Origin of the sequence: Burkholderia sp. AU31652 (assembly GCF_002223155.1) — a bacterium.
Classification (GTDB): Bacteria; Pseudomonadota; Gammaproteobacteria; order Burkholderiales; family Burkholderiaceae; genus Burkholderia.
In genome coordinates, this window is sequence record NZ_NKFG01000003.1 from 345,310 (window position 1) to 365,743 (window position 20,434).

The 20,434-nt window shown below is 69.1% G+C and carries 15 protein-coding genes; 9 read left to right on the plus strand and 6 right to left on the minus strand.

The window, feature by feature from the left end:
* Nucleotides 1–15: 15 nt before the first annotated feature.
* Complete coding sequence (locus CFB40_RS04210) at nucleotides 16–1,458, minus strand: TAXI family TRAP transporter solute-binding subunit (RefSeq protein WP_089424629.1); 1,443 nt, start codon at nucleotides 1,456–1,458, stop codon at nucleotides 16–18.
* 438 nt (nucleotides 1,459–1,896) lie between these two features.
* On the opposite strand from CFB40_RS04210, the gene CFB40_RS04215 reads away from it, so the two are divergent.
* From CFB40_RS04215 to CFB40_RS04230, 3 genes are all read left to right on the plus strand, one after another.
* On the plus strand, nucleotides 1,897–2,262 hold the full coding sequence (locus tag CFB40_RS04215) for a BON domain-containing protein (RefSeq protein ID WP_089424630.1): 366 nt from the start codon (nucleotides 1,897–1,899) through the stop codon (nucleotides 2,260–2,262).
* A gap of 136 nt (nucleotides 2,263–2,398) precedes the next feature.
* Nucleotides 2,399–4,489, plus strand: a complete 2,091-nt coding sequence (locus CFB40_RS04220; protein WP_089430681.1) for a D-(-)-3-hydroxybutyrate oligomer hydrolase — start codon at nucleotides 2,399–2,401, stop codon at nucleotides 4,487–4,489.
* A 617-nt stretch (nucleotides 4,490–5,106) separates the two neighbouring features.
* On the plus strand, nucleotides 5,107–6,942 hold the full coding sequence (locus CFB40_RS04230) for a S10 family peptidase (RefSeq protein ID WP_089430682.1): 1,836 nt from the start codon (nucleotides 5,107–5,109) through the stop codon (nucleotides 6,940–6,942).
* Nucleotides 6,943–7,099: 157 nt separating this feature from the next.
* On the opposite strand, the gene CFB40_RS04235 is transcribed toward CFB40_RS04230, so the two are convergent.
* The 5 genes from CFB40_RS04235 to CFB40_RS04255 form a co-directional block, all read right to left on the minus strand.
* On the minus strand, nucleotides 7,100–7,888 hold the full coding sequence (locus CFB40_RS04235; protein ID WP_089430683.1) for a sulfite exporter TauE/SafE family protein: 789 nt from the start codon (nucleotides 7,886–7,888) through the stop codon (nucleotides 7,100–7,102).
* A 342-nt stretch (nucleotides 7,889–8,230) separates the two neighbouring features.
* Nucleotides 8,231–9,667 carry a DHA2 family efflux MFS transporter permease subunit gene (locus tag CFB40_RS04240; protein ID WP_089430684.1) on the minus strand — a complete coding sequence of 479 codons (1,437 nt, stop codon included), beginning with the start codon at nucleotides 9,665–9,667 and terminating at the stop codon, nucleotides 8,231–8,233.
* Between the two features lie 136 nt (nucleotides 9,668–9,803).
* Nucleotides 9,804–10,535, minus strand: coding sequence for a DsbA family oxidoreductase (locus tag CFB40_RS04245; protein ID WP_089430685.1), 732 nt, complete (start codon nucleotides 10,533–10,535; stop codon nucleotides 9,804–9,806).
* A 207-nt stretch (nucleotides 10,536–10,742) separates the two neighbouring features.
* Nucleotides 10,743–11,537 (minus strand): helix-turn-helix transcriptional regulator, encoded by a 795-nt coding sequence (locus CFB40_RS04250; protein ID WP_089430686.1) that lies wholly within the window; start codon nucleotides 11,535–11,537, stop codon nucleotides 10,743–10,745.
* Nucleotides 11,534–12,508, minus strand: a complete 975-nt coding sequence (locus tag CFB40_RS04255; RefSeq protein WP_089430687.1) for an ornithine cyclodeaminase family protein — start codon at nucleotides 12,506–12,508, stop codon at nucleotides 11,534–11,536. The genes CFB40_RS04250 and CFB40_RS04255 overlap by 4 nt, the downstream gene beginning before the upstream one ends.
* 379 nt (nucleotides 12,509–12,887) lie before the next feature.
* Here CFB40_RS04255 and CFB40_RS04260 point away from each other — a divergent pair, with 379 nt between their 5' ends.
* The 6 genes from CFB40_RS04260 to CFB40_RS04290 all read left to right on the plus strand — a co-directional run bounded on the left by CFB40_RS04260 (nucleotide 12,888) and on the right by CFB40_RS04290 (nucleotide 20,411).
* Entirely contained in the window at nucleotides 12,888–13,667 is a 780-nt protein-coding gene (locus tag CFB40_RS04260) for an ABC transporter substrate-binding protein (protein ID WP_089424638.1), read from the plus strand.
* 73 nt (nucleotides 13,668–13,740) lie between these two features.
* On the plus strand, nucleotides 13,741–14,985 hold the full coding sequence (locus tag CFB40_RS04265) for an NAD(P)/FAD-dependent oxidoreductase (protein ID WP_089430688.1): 1,245 nt from the start codon (nucleotides 13,741–13,743) through the stop codon (nucleotides 14,983–14,985).
* 484 nt (nucleotides 14,986–15,469) lie between these two features.
* Nucleotides 15,470–18,427: a beta strand repeat-containing protein gene (locus CFB40_RS04275; protein WP_089430689.1), complete on the plus strand. Its 2,958-nt coding sequence runs from the start codon at nucleotides 15,470–15,472 to the stop codon at nucleotides 18,425–18,427.
* Nucleotides 18,428–18,722: 295 nt separating this feature from the next.
* A complete protein-coding gene (locus tag CFB40_RS04280) occupies nucleotides 18,723–19,082 on the plus strand; it encodes a COG4315 family predicted lipoprotein (protein WP_089424641.1) in 360 nt (119 codons plus the stop codon).
* A gap of 34 nt (nucleotides 19,083–19,116) precedes the next feature.
* Nucleotides 19,117–19,632 carry a sigma-70 family RNA polymerase sigma factor gene (locus CFB40_RS04285; RefSeq protein WP_039361534.1) on the plus strand — a complete coding sequence of 172 codons (516 nt, stop codon included), beginning with the start codon at nucleotides 19,117–19,119 and terminating at the stop codon, nucleotides 19,630–19,632.
* Nucleotides 19,629–20,411, plus strand: a complete 783-nt coding sequence (locus CFB40_RS04290) for an anti-sigma factor family protein (protein ID WP_089424642.1) — start codon at nucleotides 19,629–19,631, stop codon at nucleotides 20,409–20,411. Before CFB40_RS04285 ends, CFB40_RS04290 begins: the two co-directional genes overlap by 4 nt.
* Nucleotides 20,412–20,434: the final 23 nt, after the last annotated feature.

Sequence of the window (20,434 nt, forward strand, 5' to 3'; positions counted from 1 at the left end):
TCGCGGATCGTCCGCTCACGCGGAACCGGGAGTCGCCCGGGGGGGCGTGCCGGCCGGCGGCGCGGCTTCGGCCCGTGCCTGCGGCGGGCCGCCTGCGCCCGGCGGGCTGGCCGGCGTGTCCTGATCGTGCGCGGTGAGCCGTTCGCGCACGAAACCGATGTGCTCGCGCAGCACGTAGAACTGCCCGGCATAGGCCAGCGGCATCTTCATCCGGTTCACGGCTTCCTCGATGTCGTCGAGCTCGTCGAGCAACTGCACGCGCTCCTCGGCCGTGTGCTCGCCGAGCGCGCTGCGCTCGAGCGCGATCAGCGCGCCGTACCAGCGGTAGATGCGCGAGCGTACGCGCCAGCCGTACAGCGACGGCACGAGCCGCAGCCCGGGGATCAGCACGACGATCAGCGGCACGACCACGACGAGCAGCCGGTCGACGAGGCTCGCGACCCAGAACGGCAGCCGCCGGTACAGGAAGGTCTTGCCTGATTTGTAGTAGCGCGCGGCGTCGTCGGAGAGCTGGAAGCCACGCGTGACGGGCGACGGGAATTCACCCGCGTGCTGCAGGATCGTCGCGTGGCCGTGCACCTCGCGCGCGGCCTCGATCAGCAGGTCGGACAACGCGGGGTGCAGCGAGTCGCGCGCGACGAGTTCGATGGTCGGCGCGACCGTGTGGATGTCGGCGGGCGGCAGGTTCCGGCCGAGATCGTAGACCCCCATCGGCAGCGTGATCGCGGTCAGGTACGGAAAGCGCCGCGCGTACGCCTCGGCCTGCGTGAACGAATACACGTGCACGCCCGGCGCGCGGAACAGTTTCGCCATCACCGGGATCTGCGTCGAGTCGCCGGACAGGAACGCCGCGTCGATCTTGCCGTCGAGCAGCGCGGTGGCCGCGTCCTCGCCGGCGGTCGGCAGCAGCTCGGTCGAGCCGCCCGGCACGATGCCGTTCATCTTCAGCAGCGCGAGGCTCAGCTCGCGCGCGCCGCTGCCCTCCGCGCCGAGCGCGAGCCGCTTGCCCTTGAAGTCGGACAGGCGCGCGACGACCGGGCCGCGATACATGATCGCGAGCGGCACGTAGCCGATGCTGCCGAGCGACACGAGGTGTTCGTCGCGCTCCTTCGGGCCGATGCCGCTCTGCACGAAGCCGACGTCGACCGGCGCGTTCGGGTTCGACAGCCGCGCGAGGTTCTGGGCAGACCCTTCGGACGACTGGACGTCGAGCGTGACGCCGTTCTTCGCGAGGATCGTCTTGTATTTCTGCGCGGCGTTCCAGTACGTGCTGCCGGGCGGCCCGGACGAGATCACGAGCGTGGACGGCGGGGCCGGCTGGATCAGCTTGACCGCGAGCCAGACGGCCGCGCCGGCGAGCAGCACGGTCGGGCCGATCGACAGCGCGAGGTCGCGCCACGATACCGCGACGAAGCGGGCGAGGATGCGGCGAGGCGGGCGAGGGCGGGCTGGCTTCATGGGGGCGGCGGATGACGCTGGCGTGACGTATCGGTGACGATCGGACGGTTGTCATGGACGACGCCGATGCTCGCGGCGATGGTACCCGGTTTCACCGGGCGTGCGCGAGTGGGGCGGCCTGGCGCGGCCCCGCGGCGACAGTGGCGGGCGGCCCCGCGTCAAAAGCTTTGCGCTTCCGCGGGCGCTGGATTACATTGTGCGACGCAGCCGCGCCCGATTTGCGCGCGACCCGGCACGCAATGAGACCGGGCGCGTTCGGCCGGCGGCTGTCCGGCCCGGCCGGCCCGCTTTCGCGTGCGCCGGCCGCCAGCCCGTCTCGCCTCTCTCGTATCGCCGTGGAAAACACCGGCTGTCCCGCCCGTTCGCGCGCGGGCCGGCTGTTTTTGGGGGTAATCGGCCGTACTGTGCACGGCCGTTCCGGAGTGATAAGGAGATAGCATGAAGTCGATCGTGTTGAGAGCGTTGGGCGTTGCCGCCGTGGCGGCCTGTCTGTCGGGCAGCGTGTATGCGCAGTCGAGCGATGCCGCGGCAACGGAAGCGCCCGCGGCCGCGACCAGCGCGCCGAAGGCCGCCGCGAAGACCGCGAAGAAGGCGAACCGCAAGCTTGGCTATGCGGTGCGCAAGGCCATTACGAAGGCGGGCGGCATCGACGTGGCGAACATCGTCGTGCGCTCGAAGGGCGGCGCGATCACGCTGGAGGGCACGGTGCCCGACCAGGCCCAGATCGACAAGGCGGAAGAGGCGGCGAAGGGCGTGAGCGGCGTGACGTCGGTGTCGAACAAGCTGACGGTTCAGCAGCAGTAACGCCGGGCGACGGCGCGTGAGCGCCGCATGCGCCCGTTTTCAGGCGGGCCCCGGCATGCCGGGGCCCGTTTGCGCTTGAGAGGCCGCAAGCCGCACGAAGCGGCGGCGGACCGATAACGATATCGAGAGGGCGGCGATGACGAGACTCGGGTGGGGCAGGCGGATGGTTTTCGGCGCGGCGCTGGCCGCGGTCGCGATGCTCGGCGCCTGTAACGGCGACGAGTCGGCCGAGCGCAACCGGTTGCCCGGTTTCGTGTCCGGCAGCGTGCGCACGACGGCCTATGACGGCGCGAGCGACGACCTGCTGACGGCCGGCCTCGGCAAGACGGGCCTCGGCTCGGCGAGCGCCCCCGGCTTTGCGAATGCCGCCCGGCCGACGGGCGCCGAGCTGCGCCGTCTCGCGATCTGGTCGAACTACCGCGCGCTGGTCGACATGAGCGCCAACGGCGGCTACGGCCGCTTCTGGGGGCCGAACGTCGACCTCGACGGCAACGACACGCTCGGCGAAGGCAAGATTCCCGGCACCGAATATCTCGCCTACGCCGACGACGGCAGCGGCAGCAAGAACGTCACGCTGCTCGTGCAGGTGCCCGCCAGCTTCAATCCCGCGCAGCCGTGCATCGTCACCGCGACGTCGTCGGGCTCGCGCGGCGTGTACGGCGCGATTTCCGCGGCCGGCGAATGGGCGCTCAAGCGCGGCTGCGCGGTCGCCTACAACGACAAGGGCGGCGGCAACGGCGCGCACGAGCTGATGTCGGACACCATCACGCTGATCGACGGCACGCTCGCCAACGCGGTGCTGGCCGGCACCGCGAGCCTGTTCACCGCGAACGTCACCAGCGGCGATCTCGCCACGTTCAATTCCCGCTTCCCGAACCGCTATGCGTTCAAGCACGCGCATTCGCAGCAGAATCCCGAGCAGGACTGGGGGCGCGTGACGCTGCAGTCGGTCGAGTTCGCGTACTGGGCGCTCAACGAGCAGTTCGGACCGCTGGTCGACGGCTCGCATCACGGCGTGCGCTATCGCGCGGGTGACATCACGACGATCGCCGCATCGGTCAGCAACGGCGGCGGCGCGTCGCTCGCGGCGGCCGAACAGGACAACCGCGGCTGGATCACCGCGGTCGTGGTCGGCGAGCCGCAGATCAACGTGCGGATGGCGCCGAACGCGGTCGTGCGCTCGGGCGGCCAGCCCGTGCCGTCGTTCGGCCGGCCGCTGGCCGACTACGCGACGCTCGCGAACCTGCTGGAGCCGTGCGCGGCCGCGTCGGCGTCGCTTGCCGACGCGCCGTCCCTGAGCGCGCTGCCGGCGGCGACCACGCAGTCGATCCGCACCCAGCGCTGCGCGACGCTCGCCGCGGCCGGGCTCGTGTCGGGCGCCGATACGCAAAGTCAGGCCGCCGACGCGCTCGCGCAGCTCCACGCGGCCGGCTACCTCGCCGATTCCGACCTGCTGCAGGCGCCGATGTGGGATTCGCAGGCGATTCCGGCGATCGCGGTCACGTATGCGAACGCGTACACGCGCTCGCGCGTCACCGACAACCTGTGCAATTTCAGCTTCGCGACGACGAACCCGGCGACGGGCGCCGTCGTCGCGCCCGCCACGTCGCCGATGCCGGCCGTGTTCGGCGTCGGCAACGGTGTGCCGCCGACGGCCGGCATCAACCTCGTGTTCAACACGGGCGCGGGCGTCGACCACCGGCTCGCGACGCCCGACGGGAGCTTCGCGGGCGCGCTGTGCCTGCGCCAGCTCTGGACGAACGGGATGCTCGGGATGCCCGCGAACGTCGACGCGGTGCGCGTGAACGCGAACCTGCAGGGCAAGCCGGCGATCATCGTGCAGGGCCGCAGCGACGCGCTCGTGCCCGTGAACCACGCGTCGCGCGCGTACGTCGCGCAGAACGGCATCAGCGAAGGCGGGCGCAGCCAGCTCGTGTTCTACGAGGTGACGAACGGCCAGCACTTCGACGCGTTCCTGCCGGTGCCGGGCTTCGACACTCGCTTCGTGCCGGTTCATTACTACAACCTGCAGGCGCTGAACCTGATGTGGAAGCACCTGAAGAGCGGCGCGCCGTTGCCGCCGTCGCAGGTGATCCGCACGGTGCCGCGCGGCGGCACGCCGGGCGCCGCGCCCGCGCTGACGAGCGCGAACCTGCCGCCGATCTCGGCCGCGCCGGGCGCGAATACGATCACGACCGGTGCCGGCGCGATCGACGTGCCGTTCTGACGGCGCGCGCCGCGCCGCGCTCACGAAGCCGGACACTCGTCCGGCTTTTTCTTTTGGGTGCTCTGGAATCGGTCCCGAACTGCCTTTTATCGGAATGGCGAGCGCCGTAACAAATTATTACTTTACGGCGATAAATCTGAACCCTAATATGCGCCGGTATTTTCACTTAATTTAATAAATTCCAGATACGAGGATATTCCTTTCCATTTAGTTAATCGATCCTTTCGATTTTATTAAATCGGCTCGAGTCGCGATTGATCGTCATTTTGCGATTAATCGGCATCTCGCCGAGGGGGATTGTTCGTCTGTTCGAAGCGAGGCGCCCTTGCCGGGGATGGCCTGGCAAGGGCGTGTTTTTGCCGTCGATTTTGTGCGTGTGCAAATGCGCTGAACGAATATGTATTGCTGCGGATTATCGAATTGTCGTTCGCAATGGAATTGATTTCATTGTGCGGTCGCAAAAAAATATGGGTGGGGTAAATCATGCCGGTCGGTATTCGCCGAGCCGGTAAAAAACTCGGAGTGCGTCGCATAACGAATGCATTCCCGGTGCGGAGCGCCGGCGCAAATGATCCTTTGCGACCGGCGGTATTTATCGTTCTGTTCGAGAGGCAATAATGACGACACGGAAGTCCTTGAAAGACGGTTTCGCGCTATTCGGAACGACACTGAGCGTGCCGCTCGCAGCGGCCGCGGCCGCTGCGCTGCTCGTCACGGGGTGCGGCGGCGACGACGGGTCGAGCCCGGCCGCTTCGGCCGCCGCCGCCGCCGCGACGTCGGCCGGCGCCAGCACGTCGGCCAACACCACCGCAACGGCCGCCGCGGCCGACCAGCCGTACGTCGACAACGACGTGTACGGCACCGGGCCGAACGACGCGGTCACGGATTCCACGGAAGGGGCGGCCGTCGTGCACCGCACGGTCACGATCGGCGGCAAGACCATCAAGTACACGGCCACCACGGGCCACCTGACGACGATCGATCCGGTCACGTCGGCGCCGAACGCGAAGATGTTCTACGTCGCGTACACGCAGGACAATCCGGACCCGTCGAAGCCGCGCCCGGTCACGTTCTTCTACAACGGCGGCCCCGGCTCGTCGTCGGTCTACCTGCTGCTCGGCTCGTACGGGCCGAAGCGCCTGCAGTCGTCGTTCCCGAACTTCACGCCGCCCGCGCCGTACAAGCTGCTCGACAACCCGGACAGCCTGCTCGACCGTACCGACCTCGTGTTCATCAACCCGGTCGGCACCGGTTACTCGGCGGCGATCGCCCCGGCGAAGAACAAGGACTTCTGGGGCACCGACCAGGACGCCCGCTCGATCGACCGCTTCATCCAGCGCTACCTGACCAAGTACTCGCGCTGGAATTCGCCGAAGTTCCTGTACGGCGAGTCGTACGGCACCGCGCGCAGCGCGGTCGTTTCGTGGGTGCTGCATGAGGACGGCATCGACCTGAACGGGATCACGCTGCAGTCGTCGATCCTCGACTACGCGAACGCGCTGTCCGCGCCGGGCACGTTCCCGACGCTCGCGGCCGATGCGTTCTACTGGAAGAAGACGACGCTCAACCCGACGCCGACCGACCTCGACGCGTACATGGTCCAGGCCCGCAACTACGCGGACAACACGCTCGCGCCGCTCGCGCAGAAGCCGAACCCGCAGGACGGCGGCTTCGTGAACGTGCGCCTGAACCTGAACCTGCAGACCGCGCAGCAGATGGGCGCGTACATCGGCACGGATCCGACGTCGCTGATCCAGACGTTCGGCAACCCGGCCGCGCTCGGCAACGTGCCGTCGTCGAACGACAACCCGCCGTACACGTTCTTCCTGACGCTCGTGCCGGGCACGCAGATCGGCCAGTACGACGGTCGCGCGAACTTCACGGGCAAGGGCATCGCGCCGTACATCCTGCCGAACTCGGGCAGCAACGATCCGTCGATCACGAACGTGGGCGGCGCGTACACGGTGCTGTGGAACAGCTACATCAACACCGACCTCAAGTACACGTCGACGTCGTCGTTCGTGGACCTGAACGACCAGGTCTTCAACAACTGGGACTTCAGCCACACCGATCCGACCGGCGCGAACAAGGGCGGCGGCAATACGCTGTACACGGCCGGCGACCTGGCGTCGACGATGAGCGTGAACCCGGACCTGAAGGTGCTGTCGGCCAACGGCTATTTCGACGCCGTCACGCCGTTCCACCAGACGGAGCTGACGCTCGCGCAGATGCCGCTCGACCCGACGCTCAAGGCGCAGAACCTGACGATCAAGAACTACCCGTCGGGCCACATGATCTACCTGAACGACGCGTCGCGGACCGCGCTGAAGGGCGATCTCGCCAACTTCTACGACGGCATCCTCGCCAACCGCACTGCGCTGCAGCGCGTGCTGAAGCTGCAGATGCGCACGCAGCAGCTCAAGCAGCAGAAGTTGCAGCAGCAAGGGCAGTAAGCGCCGCGGGCGGCTTGCGCCGCCCCGGATGGACGACAGCCCGATCGGCGCAGGCCGGTCGGGCTGTTTTTATGTGCGGCGGGCGATGGGTCGGCGCGTCGTTCGCCGGCCGCGAAACGGCATCAAACCATCGAGGACAGGGCGGTTGCGCCGCGTGTTACGCCAGCACGAGCCGCACGCCGACCGCGACGAGCGTCGAGGCGAGCAGGTTGCGCAGCAGCCGTTCGGGCGCGCGCGCCGACAGCAGGCTCCCGATCACGATGCCGGGCAGCGAGCCGAGCAGCAGCGACAGCAGCATCGACCAGTCAACCGAGCCGAGCAGCCAGTGGCCCATGCCCGCGACGAGCGTGAGCGGCACCGCGTGCGCGATGTCGGAGCCGACGATGCGGGTGGTCGCGAGCATCGGATACAGCAGCAGGAGCACGGTCACGCCGATCGCGCCGGCGCCGACCGACGTCATCGACACGAGCACGCCGAGCACGGCGCCTGTCAGCACGGTCGACCACAGCGTGCGCGCGGGGCTCGGCGCGAGCGGGTTGCGCGCGGCGAACGCGGTGAGCTGCGGCCGGAAGATCAGCGCGAGCGACGTGAGCAGCAGCGCGATGCCGAGTACGAGCTGGATCATCCGCGCGGTGCCCGGCGCGTTCATCCCGTGCGTATGCAGCCACCACAGCGTGACGGCCGCGGCCGGGACGCTGCCCGCCGCGAGCCGGCCCGTGATGCGCCAGTCGATCGAGCCTTTCAGGCCGTGGACGAGCGTGCCGGTAGCCTTGGTCGCGGCCGCGTACAGCAGGTCGGTGCCGACCGCCGTTGCCGGGTGGACGCCGAACAGCAGCACGAGGATCGGCGTCATCAACGAACCACCGCCAACGCCCGTCAGGCCGACGAGGATACCGACGAACAGGCCGGACAACGAGTACAGCAGATCGATATGGGGAAGCGACATCGGAAGCAGGCGGTTATGCGGCGACGGTTATGCGATGTTCGGCGGCGGCGCGTGGCCGCGGCGCGCGCATCAAAGTCCGCCATTGTCGCAAAAGTGGCGCGTCGATGGTCGACTGCGTTAAAAATCGGCGGGGGAAGCCCGTGGGGCGGGCATCTGGCCCGAAGTAAAACAGGCGTTTGAGCGGAGCGAGGGGCGTGATGGCTGTTCTCCTCGCGACTGATCCGCCCGAAGCGCCCGGTGAAGCGAGAGCGGGTGCCAGGCCCGGCACGCATAAAAAAGGGCGCGACAGTGCGCGCCCTGGTTCGAGGGCGGCGGTCGATGCCACCCGCCGCCGGCCACCGGTCAGTGCATCGCGGAGCCGACGCCTTCGACCGCACCCTGCTGCCGGATGCGCAGCGCGAGGCCGATCAGCGCGGCGACGGCAGCGAATGCCGCGCCGAACGCGAAGGCCGCATGGTAGCCGCCGTTCAGCGCGTCGAGCGGGGCATTCGCCGCCGCGAGCGCGTTGGTGCGGGCGGCCGCGAGGCTGGCGAGCACGGCGAGGCCGAGCGCGCCGCCCATCATGAACGCGGTGTTGACGATCCCCGACGCGAGCCCGGAATCGGCCGGATCGACGTCGCTCATCGCGGCGAGCAGCACCGGATTGAACGCGACGCCCGCGCCGATGCCGAGCAGCGTCATGCCGGGCAGCACGTGCCAGACGAAGCCGCCGTCCACCGGTGCGCGCGAGAACAACGCGAGGCCGCACGCCGCGATCAGCAGGCCGGCCGCGATCGGGCCGCGGATGCCGAAGCGCATCACGATCCGCGCGGACAGCCCGAGCGAGAACGCGGCCATGATCAGGTTCGCCGGCAGGAACGCGAGGCCGACCTGCAGCGGCCCGTAGCCGAGCACGCGCTGCATGTACAGCGCGGACAGGAAGAACCATGCGAACATCGCGGCCGCCCACAGCACGGCGATCACGTTCGCGAGCGCGACGTTGCGCGAGGCGAACAGCGAGAGCGGCATCAGCGGATGCGCGGCGCGCGCCTCGATCGCGATGAACAGCGCGAGCAGCGCGGCGGCCGCGCCGATCAGCGCGACGGTCTGCGTCGACAGCCAGCCGGCTTCGTTGCCGCCGACGATCCCGTAGACGGCCAGCATCAACGAAGCAGTGACGGTGATCGCGCCCGCGACGTCGAGCCGTGCGTTGCCGGCCGGCGCGCGCAGGCGCGGCAGCAGCGCGGCGCACATCGCATAGACCGCGATGCCGATCGGCAGGTTGACGAGGAAGATCCAGTGCCATGACAGCGAGCTCGTCAGCAGCCCGCCGAGCAGCACGCCGATGCTGCCGCCGCCCGCGCAGACGAAGCCGTACACGCCCATCGCGCGGGCGCGTTCGCCGGGCTCGGTGAAGAGATTCATGATCAGCGACAGCGCGACCGCCGATACGACCGCGCCGCCGATTCCCTGCACCGCGCGCGCGGCGATCAGCATCGCCTGCGATTGCGCGAGGCCGCACGCGAGCGATGCGAGCGTGAAGACGACGAGGCCGGCGAGGAACATGCGCCGCTGGCCGTACAGGTCGCCGAGCCGTCCGCCGAGCAGCAGGCAGCCGCCGAACGTCAGCAGGTACGCGTTGACGACCCACACGAGGGCCGTCTCGGTGAAATGGAGGTCGGTGCTGATCGACGGCAGTGCAACGTTCACGATCGTGCTGTCGAGCACGATCATCAGCACGCCGAGGCAGAGGACGATCAGCGCGTACCAGCGCTTCTCGCCGTGAATCCCGTGGGTCATGGGCTTGCCGCCTTCTGATAGTTATTTGAAAGGCTGCATTGTAGACCCCCTCGGCGCGGGCTTCCTGCCGGTTTGTGGCAGCAGCGATGCGTAGTCGCGCGTCCGGGCGGGACGCGCGCGATGGAGGCGACGGGCGTTACGAGCGCGCCGGCAGTTCGCAGCCATCGGGGCCGCACGCGGCTGCGTCGCCGCCGTCGAGTTCGACGATGCCGTCGCGCCATGCCTGGTCGAGCGCCTGCGCGAACGCGTCGGCCGGTTGCGCGCCCGACACCGCATAGCGGCCGCCGAACACGAACAGCGGCACGCCCCGGCCGCCGATCTGCGCGGCGCGGGCGGCATCGGCCTCGACTTCGGCGCGGTACAGGTCGCTGCGCAGCACGGCTTCGACGGCCGAGCGCTCGAGCCCCGCTTCGACCGCGAATTCGGTCAGCTCGGCGTGATCGAACAGCGAGCCGTGCTCGCAGAAATACGCGCGGTACAGCCGCTCGGTCAGCGCGTGCGCGCGGCCCGTCGCTTCCGCGAGCTTCACGAGCCGGTGGCCGTCGAGCGTATCGCCGACGAGCGTGCCGGGCAGGTCGTAGCGCAGCCCGACGCTCGCGGCCGCATCGGTCACCTGGCGCAGCATCTGGTCGACCTGCGCGGGCGACATCCGGTACTTGCCGCCGAGCATCGCCTCGACCGGCTCGACGGGCTGGCCGGGCATCAGCCGGTACGCGCGCAGCGCGACGTCGACGCGGTCGGCGTGCGCGAACGCGGCGAGCGCCTCGTCGAAGCGGCGCTTGCCGATCCAGCACCACGGGCAGATCAGGTCGGACCAGATCTCGACGGTCAGGGTCGGGCGGGCAGTCGGGGCGGGAGCGGTCGTCATGGGCAATTCCGGGCAGCAAAAAAATGTAACCGGGACTATATCATTTTGTACTTCGACGTTTCGTCCTGGCCGGGCGGCCATGCGGTCATATGAAACGGGCGCCCGGCGTATCACGAAGCATAGACACGGAAGCGGCGTCCCGATAGCGAATGCCGATGCCCGGCCGTCGCCGTATGCGGCGGCGAATCTGCCCGAAGGGTGGTTCGCTTACGCGTCGCCCTGCGTTTCCTTCAGGTGCTTGAGGTGCTTGTAGACCGTCGCGCGGCCCATTCCGAGCACGTTCGCGACATAGTTCGCCGCGCTCTTGCCGCGGAACGCGCCTTCCGCGTAAAGCGCTTCGACGAGCTCGCGCCGGTGCTCGCGCGTGAGCCCGTTCAGCCCGACCTGCCGCTCGCGCAGCCAGCCGTGCAGGAACGTGTTGATGCGCTCCTGCCAGTCGTCGCGGAACAGCTCGTCCGGCTGCGCGACGACGCCCGCGCCCTTGATGAACAGGTCGAGCGTCGCGCGCACCTCGTCGAACACCGCGATGTTGAAGTTGATGCACATCATCCCGGCCGGGCGGCCTTCGTCGTCGAACAGCACGTTGCTCACGCAGCGCATCCGCCGGCCGTCCCAGTTCAGCTTCTCGTACGGGCCGATCACGCGCTCGCGCGCGGAATGATCGATTTCCTCGAGCGCGGAATCGTCGCCGACCTCGCGCTTCGACAGGTTGTTCGCGAGATACAGCACGGTCTGGTCGTGCAGGTCGTGGATCACGACTTCCGCGTACGGGAAGAACAGTGCGGCGATACCGTCGGCGATCGGCGCATAGCGGGTGAGCAGCAGGTCTTTGACGGGGGATTTCTTCTTGCGCATCGGGTTCGCCATCTCGGGTGGGCGGGGGCCGGGCAGCGCATCGGGCCGGCGTGCCGGCGAACCGTTGACCGGCATGCCCGTGCGCCCGCGCGCGGCCGCCGCGGCGGTTGCGCCATTGTATCGGCCCCGCGCGCGCGTGCCGCTCATGCACGTGCCAGGTGCGTGTACAGCGCGTGCGCGATCGCGATGTCCTCGAGCCCGAGGCCGATCGAGCGGAAGAACGCGTGACGGGCATACGACGGTGACGGGCAGGTGCCGGCGACGAGCGCGGGCAGGTCGCCGGCGATCCGCGCGGCGTCCCAGCCGTGTTCGGCCGCCGCGATCTGCATCTCGCCGGCGCTCGCGGGCGTTGTATGCCGGTAGTCGCAGTACACGTCCATGTCGGGCAGCCAGGCGGGCGGGATCTCGTGGGCGCGCGCGACGTTCGTGCTGATCGACGTGACGAGCGCGGGGCGCGTGAGCATCCCGTCGCCGAGCACGGGCGTGCCGGACGACGTGCACAGCATCACGACGTCCGCGTCGCGCACGCAGGCTTCGACGCTCGCCGCGGCGCGGGCACGCGGATCGAGCTGCGCGAGCGCCGCCTGCTGCGCCGCGTCGCCGGCAAGCGACGGCGAGTACACGCGGATCGTCTCCCAGTCGCGCAAGTCCGCCGTGTGCCGCAGGTGCGCGAGGCCGACCGCGCCCGCGCCGACGATCGCGAGATGGCGCGCGGTGCGCGGCGCGAGGCAGTCGACCGCGAGCGCGGTCGTGCCGGCCGTGCGCTCGACGGTCAGCAGGCCGGCGTCGCACCACATCAGCGGCTGGCCCGTGCGCATCGACATCAGCGCGGTCCAGGCGGTGACGATTGGTCTCCCGTCGGGCTTGCCGCCCGTCACGACATACGGCGACAGCTTCGCGCCGAATACCTGCGCGTCGGCGAGCGCGCCGAGATACGTGATGAAGTCGCCGGCCTGGTCGGGAAACAGCGTGAGCGTTTGCGGCGGCTGCACCGCGCGCGCCGCGGCGAGCGACGCGAACATGCTGCGCAGCGTGCCGAGCACGTCGAGCGACGGCAGGGCCGCGCGCACCGCGGCTTCGTCGACGGTCAGCGGCAGGGTCGGGGCGGGTCGCGTCATGGGGACATCTCCGGTCGGGGCCGGACAGGACAGTCTCGATCGACGGTGTCCGGCAGTGTTCGTGATGGACGAAAAGTCTAATATAGACAAACTAAATCGGGAGAATTTTTCTTTTCGAGATGTCGTGCCGTCGCGTGGTTAGGAAAAATCGCAGGTAAATCAAGGGGGTTAAGGATGGGTGGCGAATTTTCGACGTCGCGTATCAGGGCACGATTCTCGTATCCCCTATAGTCTATAGTAGACTTTGAGTCTATATTTCGCGTGCAGGACTCGACGCATCGCCGCGTGGCGGCCGCCTGCTTCGAATGCCGACCCGGCGCCCGGCCCGGGGCGTCGTGCACCGATCTTCATCGCCTCAATCCGGAACGGAAGGACCGTCATGAACTGGAAGCTCTCCCTTTGCGCCGCTGCGGCGCTTGCCTGCGCGGCCGTCACGGCCCATGCGGAACAGACCACGTTGCGCTTCGGGATCGAAGCCGCCTATCCGCCGTTCGAGAGCAAGACGCCGGCCGGCCAGCTGCAGGGCTTCGACGTCGACATCGGCAACGCAGTGTGCGCGAAGCTGAACATGAAATGCGTGTGGGTCGAGAATGCGTTCGACGGCCTGATCCCGGCGCTGCAGGCACGCAAGTTCGACGCGATCAACTCGGCGATGAACATCACGTCGAAGCGCCGGCAGAGCATCGACTTCACGCCGGCGATCTACGTGGTGCCGATCGTGATGATCGCCAAGCACGGTTCGCCGCTGCGGCCCGACGTCGCGAGCCTGCGCGGCAAGCACGTCGGCGTGCTGCAGGGCTCGTCGCAGGAGGATTTCCTGAAAGCGCACTGGGCCAACGCGGGCGTGGCCGTCGTGTCGTACCAGGATCAGGACCAGATCTATGCGGATCTCGTCGCGGGTCGCCTCGACGCGGCCGTGCAGGAAGCACAGACCGCGCAGGACGGGTTCCTCGACAAGCCGGCCGGCCGCGACTACCAGATCGTCGGCGAGCCGCTGAAGGATCCGGCGACGCTCGGTGAAGGCACGGGCTTCGGGATGCGCAAGAACGACAAGGCGCTGCAGGCGAAGATCGTCGGCGCGCTCGACGCGCTGAAGAAGGACGGCACGCTCAGCGCGCTGTCGCAAAAGTACTTCAAGCGCGACATCGTCTCGAAGTAATCGTCATGACCGCCGCGCGCCGGCCGCCGCGCCGGCGCGTGTCGCATCGAATCTCGACGCAGTACGGGGAACCATGGATTTCGACGTCATCGTTCTGGGGGCCGGCATCGTCGGCGTGTCGTCGGCGCTGCATCTGCAGGATCGCGGGCTGCGCGTCGCGCTCGTCGACCGGCGCGCGCCCGGCGAGGAAACGAGCCACGGCAATGCGGGGCTGATCGAGCGCTCGTCGGTCGTGCCGTACGCGTTTCCGCGCCGGCTCGGCACGCTGCTGCGCTATGCGCGCAACCGCTCGGTCGATCTCTACTGGGACTACCGCGCGCTGCCCGCGTATGCGGGCTGGCTCGCGCGCTTCTGGCGCGAATCGTCGCCGCAGCGGCTCGCGGCCGCCGCGCGCGACCTGTTGCCGCTCGTCGCGGCGAGTGTGGTCGAGCACGACGCGCTGCTCGCGCGCACCGATGCGCAGCCGCTCGTGCACGACGGCGGGTGGATCGAGGCGTTCCGTTCGCCCGCGCTGTTCGATGCGGAAGCGAGCGCGCAGCAGCGCGTGGCCGACGCGCACGGGCTGCGGATGACCGTGCTCGACGCACGTGCGTTGCGGGCGCGCGAGCCCGGTATCGGCGACGCGTTCTGCGGCGCATTCCACTGGCAGGACCCGAAGACCGTGTCGAGCCCGGGCGGGCTGACCAAGGCCTACGCGCGGCTGTTCGAGCGCGACGGCGGCACGTTCGCGCTTGGCCATGCCCGGACGCTCGTGCAGGTGGATGACGGCTGGCAGGTCGGTACCGAGCACGGGCCGATTTCGGCACGCTCGGCCGTGGTGGCGCTCGGGCCGTGGTCCGATCACGTCTTCGAGCCGCTCGGCTACCGGATTCCGCTGCGCGCGAAGCGCGGCTATCACATGCATTACCGGCCGACGCGCGCGCCGTTGAACGTGCCCGTGTGCGATACCGAGGCAGGTTTCGTCGTCGCGCCGATGGAAGGCGGCCGCCTGCGGCTCACGACCGGCGTCGAGATCGCGCTGCGCGGCGCACCGCCGACCGGCGTGCAGCTCGCGCGCGCCGAGCCGCTGGCGCGCGACGCGTTCGGCATCGGCGAGCGGCTCGATCCCGAGCCGTGGCTCGGGATGCGGCCGTGCACGCCCGACATGCGCCCGGTGATCGGGCCCGCGCCGCGCCATCGCCACCTGTGGTTCGCGTTCGGTCATTGCCATCACGGGCTCACGCTCGGCCCCGCAAGCGGCCGCTTGCTCGCCGAAATGATGACGGGCGCGCCGACCTATATCGATCCCCATCCGTACCGGCCCGCGCGCTTCGGCTGATCCGGCGGCGCGCGCTGCGTCGCGCGCGCCGGCCTTCACAATGTTTCAATCTGCTATCCGAATTATCGGAAATCACGCAATCGGAAATGATCTGCGTAATCGGCAAGAAAGATAATCGCGAAATAAAGAAAATCAGCAAATCGGCGATTTATCAATGCATTTTCATATTGATGAAATGCGTAATGGGAAGCCGCTCGTGACGGTGTGGCGCATCGTTGCAGCGGATGTTCCGGCGTTACGCGGAATGTACCGGAACACGTTACCACGGGGCTCGCAAACGTTACGTTACATCCGCGTTCAGTCGGCCTTTTTCGTCGGATGATTGCGGCGCCAAGGCCGTGAATTTCGTCTGAAATCGATTAAAAAAGCGTTATTGCCCGTCAATAGGCAGACGAATCAATCCCGTTTTTCGAATTGGCACACTTCGTGCAATCCGTCCCCATGCTTTATCAACGTTGTGCCAACCGAGATGGGGAAAATAAAGATGGGACACAATTTGAAATTGACGGGTGTGGCGCTGTCGGTCGCGACGGTGTTCGGGGTACTGGCTTCGGGTTCGGCGATGGCGGGGGCCCTTGATGCGCTGCCGATTCCGCAAGTGATCGTCAACCCGCCGACGAACAGCGTGTCGGTCGGATTGGTCGCGACGGGGACGTCGCCGCTGGGCTCGGTCACCGTGGCGGCAGGCGGGGCAGGCGCGATCCAGACGTCGCTGGGCGATCCCGGCCAGGTGCTGTCGGGCGCCGTGGGGGCGGTGACGGGCGCACTCGGCGGTGGCGGCGGCACGGTGCAGCCGCTCGCGCCGGTCCAGGGTGTGCTGAATCAGGTGACGGGTGCGCTGAGCGGCGGTAACCCGGCAGGTGCGTTGACCGGTGCGCTGAATACGGCGACGGGGACGCTGAGCAACGCGGTTGGCACGGTGACCGGGGCACTGGGCGGTATCGGCGGCGGCTCGAATCCGCTGGCGCCGGTACAAGGTGTCGTCAATCAGGTAACGGGCGCGCTCGGTGGCGGCAACCCGGCAGGCGCACTGACCGGCGCTCTCGGCACGGTGACGGGTGCGCTGGGCGGTATCGGCGGTGGTGCGAACCCGCTGGCGCCGGTTCAAGGTGTCGTCAATCAGGTAACGGGCGCGCTCGGTGGCGGCAACCCGGCAGGCGCACTGACCGGCGCTCTCGGCACGGTGACGGGTGCGCTGGGCGGTATCGGCGGTGGTGCGGACCCGCTGGCGCCGGTACAAGGTGTCGTCAATCAAGTCACGGGTGCGCTCGGTGGCGGTAACCCGGCAGGCGCGTTGACCGGTGCTCTCGGCACGGTGACGGGCGCACTGGGCGGCATCGGCGGCGGCTCGAATCCGCTGGCGCCGGTTCAAGGCGTCGTCAATCAGGTCACGGGTGCGCTCGGTGGCGGTAACCCGGCAGGCGCACTGACCGGCGCCGTCGGTACGGTGACGGGTGCACTGGGCGGTATCGGCGGTGGTTCGAACCCGCTGGCGCCGGTTCAAGGTGTCGTCAATCAGGTAACGGGTACGCTCGGTGGCGGCAACCCGGCAGGCGCACTGACCGGTGCCGTCGGCACGGTGACGGGCGCATTGGGCGGTATCGGCGGTGGTTCGAACCCGCTGGCGCCGGTTCAAGGTGTCGTCAATCAGGTAACGGGTACGCTCGGTGGCGGCAACCCGGCAGGCGCACTGACCGGTGCCGTCGGCACGGTGACGGGTGCACTGGGCGGTATCGGCGGTGGTTCGAACCCGCTGGCGCCGGTTCAAGGCGTCGTCAATCAAGTGACGGGCGCACTTGGCAGCGGCAACCCGGCAGGCGCATTGACCGGCGCACTCGGCACAGTGACCGGCGCGCTGGGTAATGTCGGCGGCGGTTCGTACCCGCTGGGGGCGGTTCAAGGTGTCGTCAATCAAGTGACGACGGCGCTCAATAACGGCAACCCGGCCGGTGCGTTGACGGGTGCACTCGGTACGGTAGCCGGTGAACTGGGTGCCGGCAATCCGGCTGGCACGTTGACCGGTGCGCTCGGCAACGTGACGGGGGCACTGGGTGCTCTGGGCTCCATCGGGGGTGGCACGAATCCGCTGGCGCCGGTTCAGGGCGTCGTGAATCAAGTGACGGGCGCGCTCGGCAGCGGCAACCCAGCCGGCGCACTGACCGGCGCCCTCGGCACGGTGACGGGCGCATTGGGCGGCATCGGCGGCGGCTCGAACCCGCTGGCACCGGTACAAGGCGTCGTCAATCAAGTGACGGGCACGCTCGGTAGCGGCAACCCGGCCGGCGCACTGACCGGTGCACTCGGCACGGTCACTGGCGCACTGGGCGGCATCGGCGGCGGCTCGAACCCGCTGGCGCCGATCCAGAGCGTCGTCGACCAGGTCACGGGTACGCTCGGCAGCGGCAACCCGGCCGGCGCACTGAGCAACGCGGTCAACACGATCACGGGCACGCTCGGCAACGTCGGCGGCGCGGGAAGTCCGCTGGCTCCGGTGCAGGGCGTCGTCACGCAGCTCGCCGGCACGCTCGGCGGCGCGGGAAGCCCGCTGGCGCCGGTGCAAGGCGTCGTGAACCAGGTCGTCGGCACGCTGTCCGGCGCCGGTGGCGGTAGCCCGATCACGCCGATCACGAACCTCGTCAACGGCCTGCAGAACGCGCTGCCGACGGGCGGCAACGCAGCCGGCGCGCTGACCGGCGCACTGGGCTCGGTGACGGGCGCACTCGGCAACCTCGGCGGCTCGAACCCGCTGGCGCCGGTGCAGGGCGTCGTGAACCAGGTCGTCGGCACGCTCGGCAACAGCAACGCGGTCGGCACGGCCACGAATGCCCTGGGCAACGCGGTCGGCTCCGTCGTGGGCGCGCTCGGCAACCTCGGTGGCTCGAGCCCGCTGGCGCCGGTACAGGGCGTCGTGAATCAGGTGGTCGGTACGCTCGGCAACCTCGGCGGCTCGAACCCGCTGGCGCCGGTGCAAGGCGTCGTGAACCAGGTCATCGGCACGCTGTCGGGCGCGGCGGGCAGCAACCCGATCGCACCGATCACGAACCTCGTGAGCGGCCTGACGGGCGGCAGCAACCCGGCCGGCGCACTGACCGGTGCGCTCGGTTCGGTGACGGGCGCACTCGCGAGCGGTCCGGCGGCCCTCGGGCAGGCGGCCGGCGCGCTGTCGGGCGCGGCCGGTTCGACGGCAGCGGCGGGCGGCAGCCTGCTCGGCTCGGGCGCGAACGCGGCCGGCGGCACGGCGGGCGCAGTCGGCTCGCTGCTGACGACGGGCGCCAACGCGACGGCGACGGTCGTCAACGCGGTCGGCACGACGGTGGGCACGACGCTCGGCTCCGCGCCGGGCCTGTCGGTCACGCCGCACTCGGGCAACAGCGCGCCGGGCAACCCGCTCGCGCCGGTGTCATCGCTGCTCCAGTCGCTGACGGGCGCACTGCCGAAGTAACCGGCCGCGCACGCACGGCGGAGCCGGATCGGCCGCCGTGCGCAACGGGCCGCACAACGCGGCATGACAGCGATGTCATGCCGCGTTGTCTTTTGGCGTCCCTTTTTTCTTTCGTCGCACGAATGGCTTCCGCCGCCGAAGACGACGCTCGCCGGCCGGCGTGGAATAACCGGTCGCCTCCATCCGTTTACATACCGAATCCCGGCAGCGCCGGCCGGCGGGATAATGGTCGAGACGAAGCCGATCATCCCGGCCGGTGCCGCCGTGTCGCGATGCCGTGTCAAGGAGAAAGGGCATGAAACGGATACTCGTCGCCGCCGCGCTGACGGCGTCAATCGTGCGGCCGGCCGCCGCGGAACCCCCGCGCGCCGGCGACGGAAAGCTGGTCGACGAAGATCACATGACGCTGTACGTGTTCGATCGCGATGCGCCCGGCAAGAGCGCGTGCGACAGCGGGTGCGCGGCGAACTGGCCGCCTGCGCTTGCCGACGCGTACGACAAGGCAACCGGCGCGCTGAGCCTCGTCGCGCGTGACGACGGCAGCAAGCAATGGGCATACCGCGGGCGCCCGCTGTATCGCTGGAAGCTGGATCACAAGCCCGGCGACGCGGGTGGCGACGGGGTCGGCGGCATGTGGCACGTCGCGCGTCCGTGACGACGGGCGGTGGGGTGGTGCGCGAGGCATCCTGATGAGCTATGAATCGGATCTGCTGGTGTGGTTGCCGCATCTCACGCGTTATGCGCGTGCGCTGACGGGTGACCGGGCCTGGGCAGACGATCTCGTGCAAGACACACTCGAGCGTGCGCTGAACCGCCCGCCGCGCGACGGCGGCAACCTGCGCGCATGGCTGCTGACGCTGCTGCGGCACCGCTTCATCGACCAGTTGCGCGCACGGCACGAGATCGCGGTCGACGATGCGACGGCGCCGTGGCAGACGATGGCCGCACCGGCCGGCGAAATCGGCGGGCTGGTGCTGCGCGACGTGCAGCGCGCGCTGTACCGGCTGCCGGTCGAACAGCGCGAGGTGCTGTTGCTGGTCGCGCTCGAGGAATTGAGCTATCGCGATGCCGCGGAGGTGCTCGGCGTCCCGGTGGGGACGGTGATGTCGCGGCTTGCACGGGCGCGAGGGCAGATGCGCGCGCTGTTGTCCGACGAGCCGCCGGCGCACGGCACGGCTGCATTACGGGTGATCGGGAAGACATGATGGACGATCCGCACAAGCCTTCGAACGAGCGGGACGACGATGCGTCGGCGCAGCTGCTGTCCGCGTTGCTGGACGGCGAGCTGTCCGGGCACGAGCGTCGCGAGGTGCTCGAGCGCGTGCTGGCCGATCCGGAGGAGGCCGAACGATTCGCGCACTATCGGGCGCAGCGCGACGCGCTGCAGGCGCTGTTCCCGCTGCCGGCCGCCGCGCCCGCGCTGTTCGTGCAACGCCGTGCGCCGCGCCGGCGCGGGATCGCCTATGCGTTCGCGGGGCTCGCGGCCGGGCTGCTGATCGGTGTCGCGCTGCATGCGGGCTGGGTGGCGTTCGGCGGTGAACCGGCGTTCGCCGCACGCGCGGATGTCGCCTATGCGACGTACGTGGCCGACCGCGACCATCCGGTCGAGGTCGGTGCGGGCGATCCTGACCATCTCGTCGCGTGGCTGTCCGCGCGTCTCGGGCGGCCCGTGCATGCGCCGTCGCTCGACGAATACGGTTACCAGTTGCTCGGCGGCCGCCTGCTTCCCGGCGAAGCGGGGCCGGCCGCGCAACTCATGTACCAGCGCGCGGACGGCGCGCGCGTGACGCTGTACATGACGGCCTACGACACACGACGTCTCGCGCCGCAGGCGATGTCGGCCGGCGACCGCTACACGTATTTCTGGTCGGATCGCGGGATGGGTTACGCATTGTCCGGCCAGGGCGACGAACGGCGCCTGCGCGAACTCGCGATCGACGCATGCGGCGAACTCGGCGGCCCGACCGACGCGTGGAAGGGGTGACGCGCGCGCCGCCGCCGGCAGGG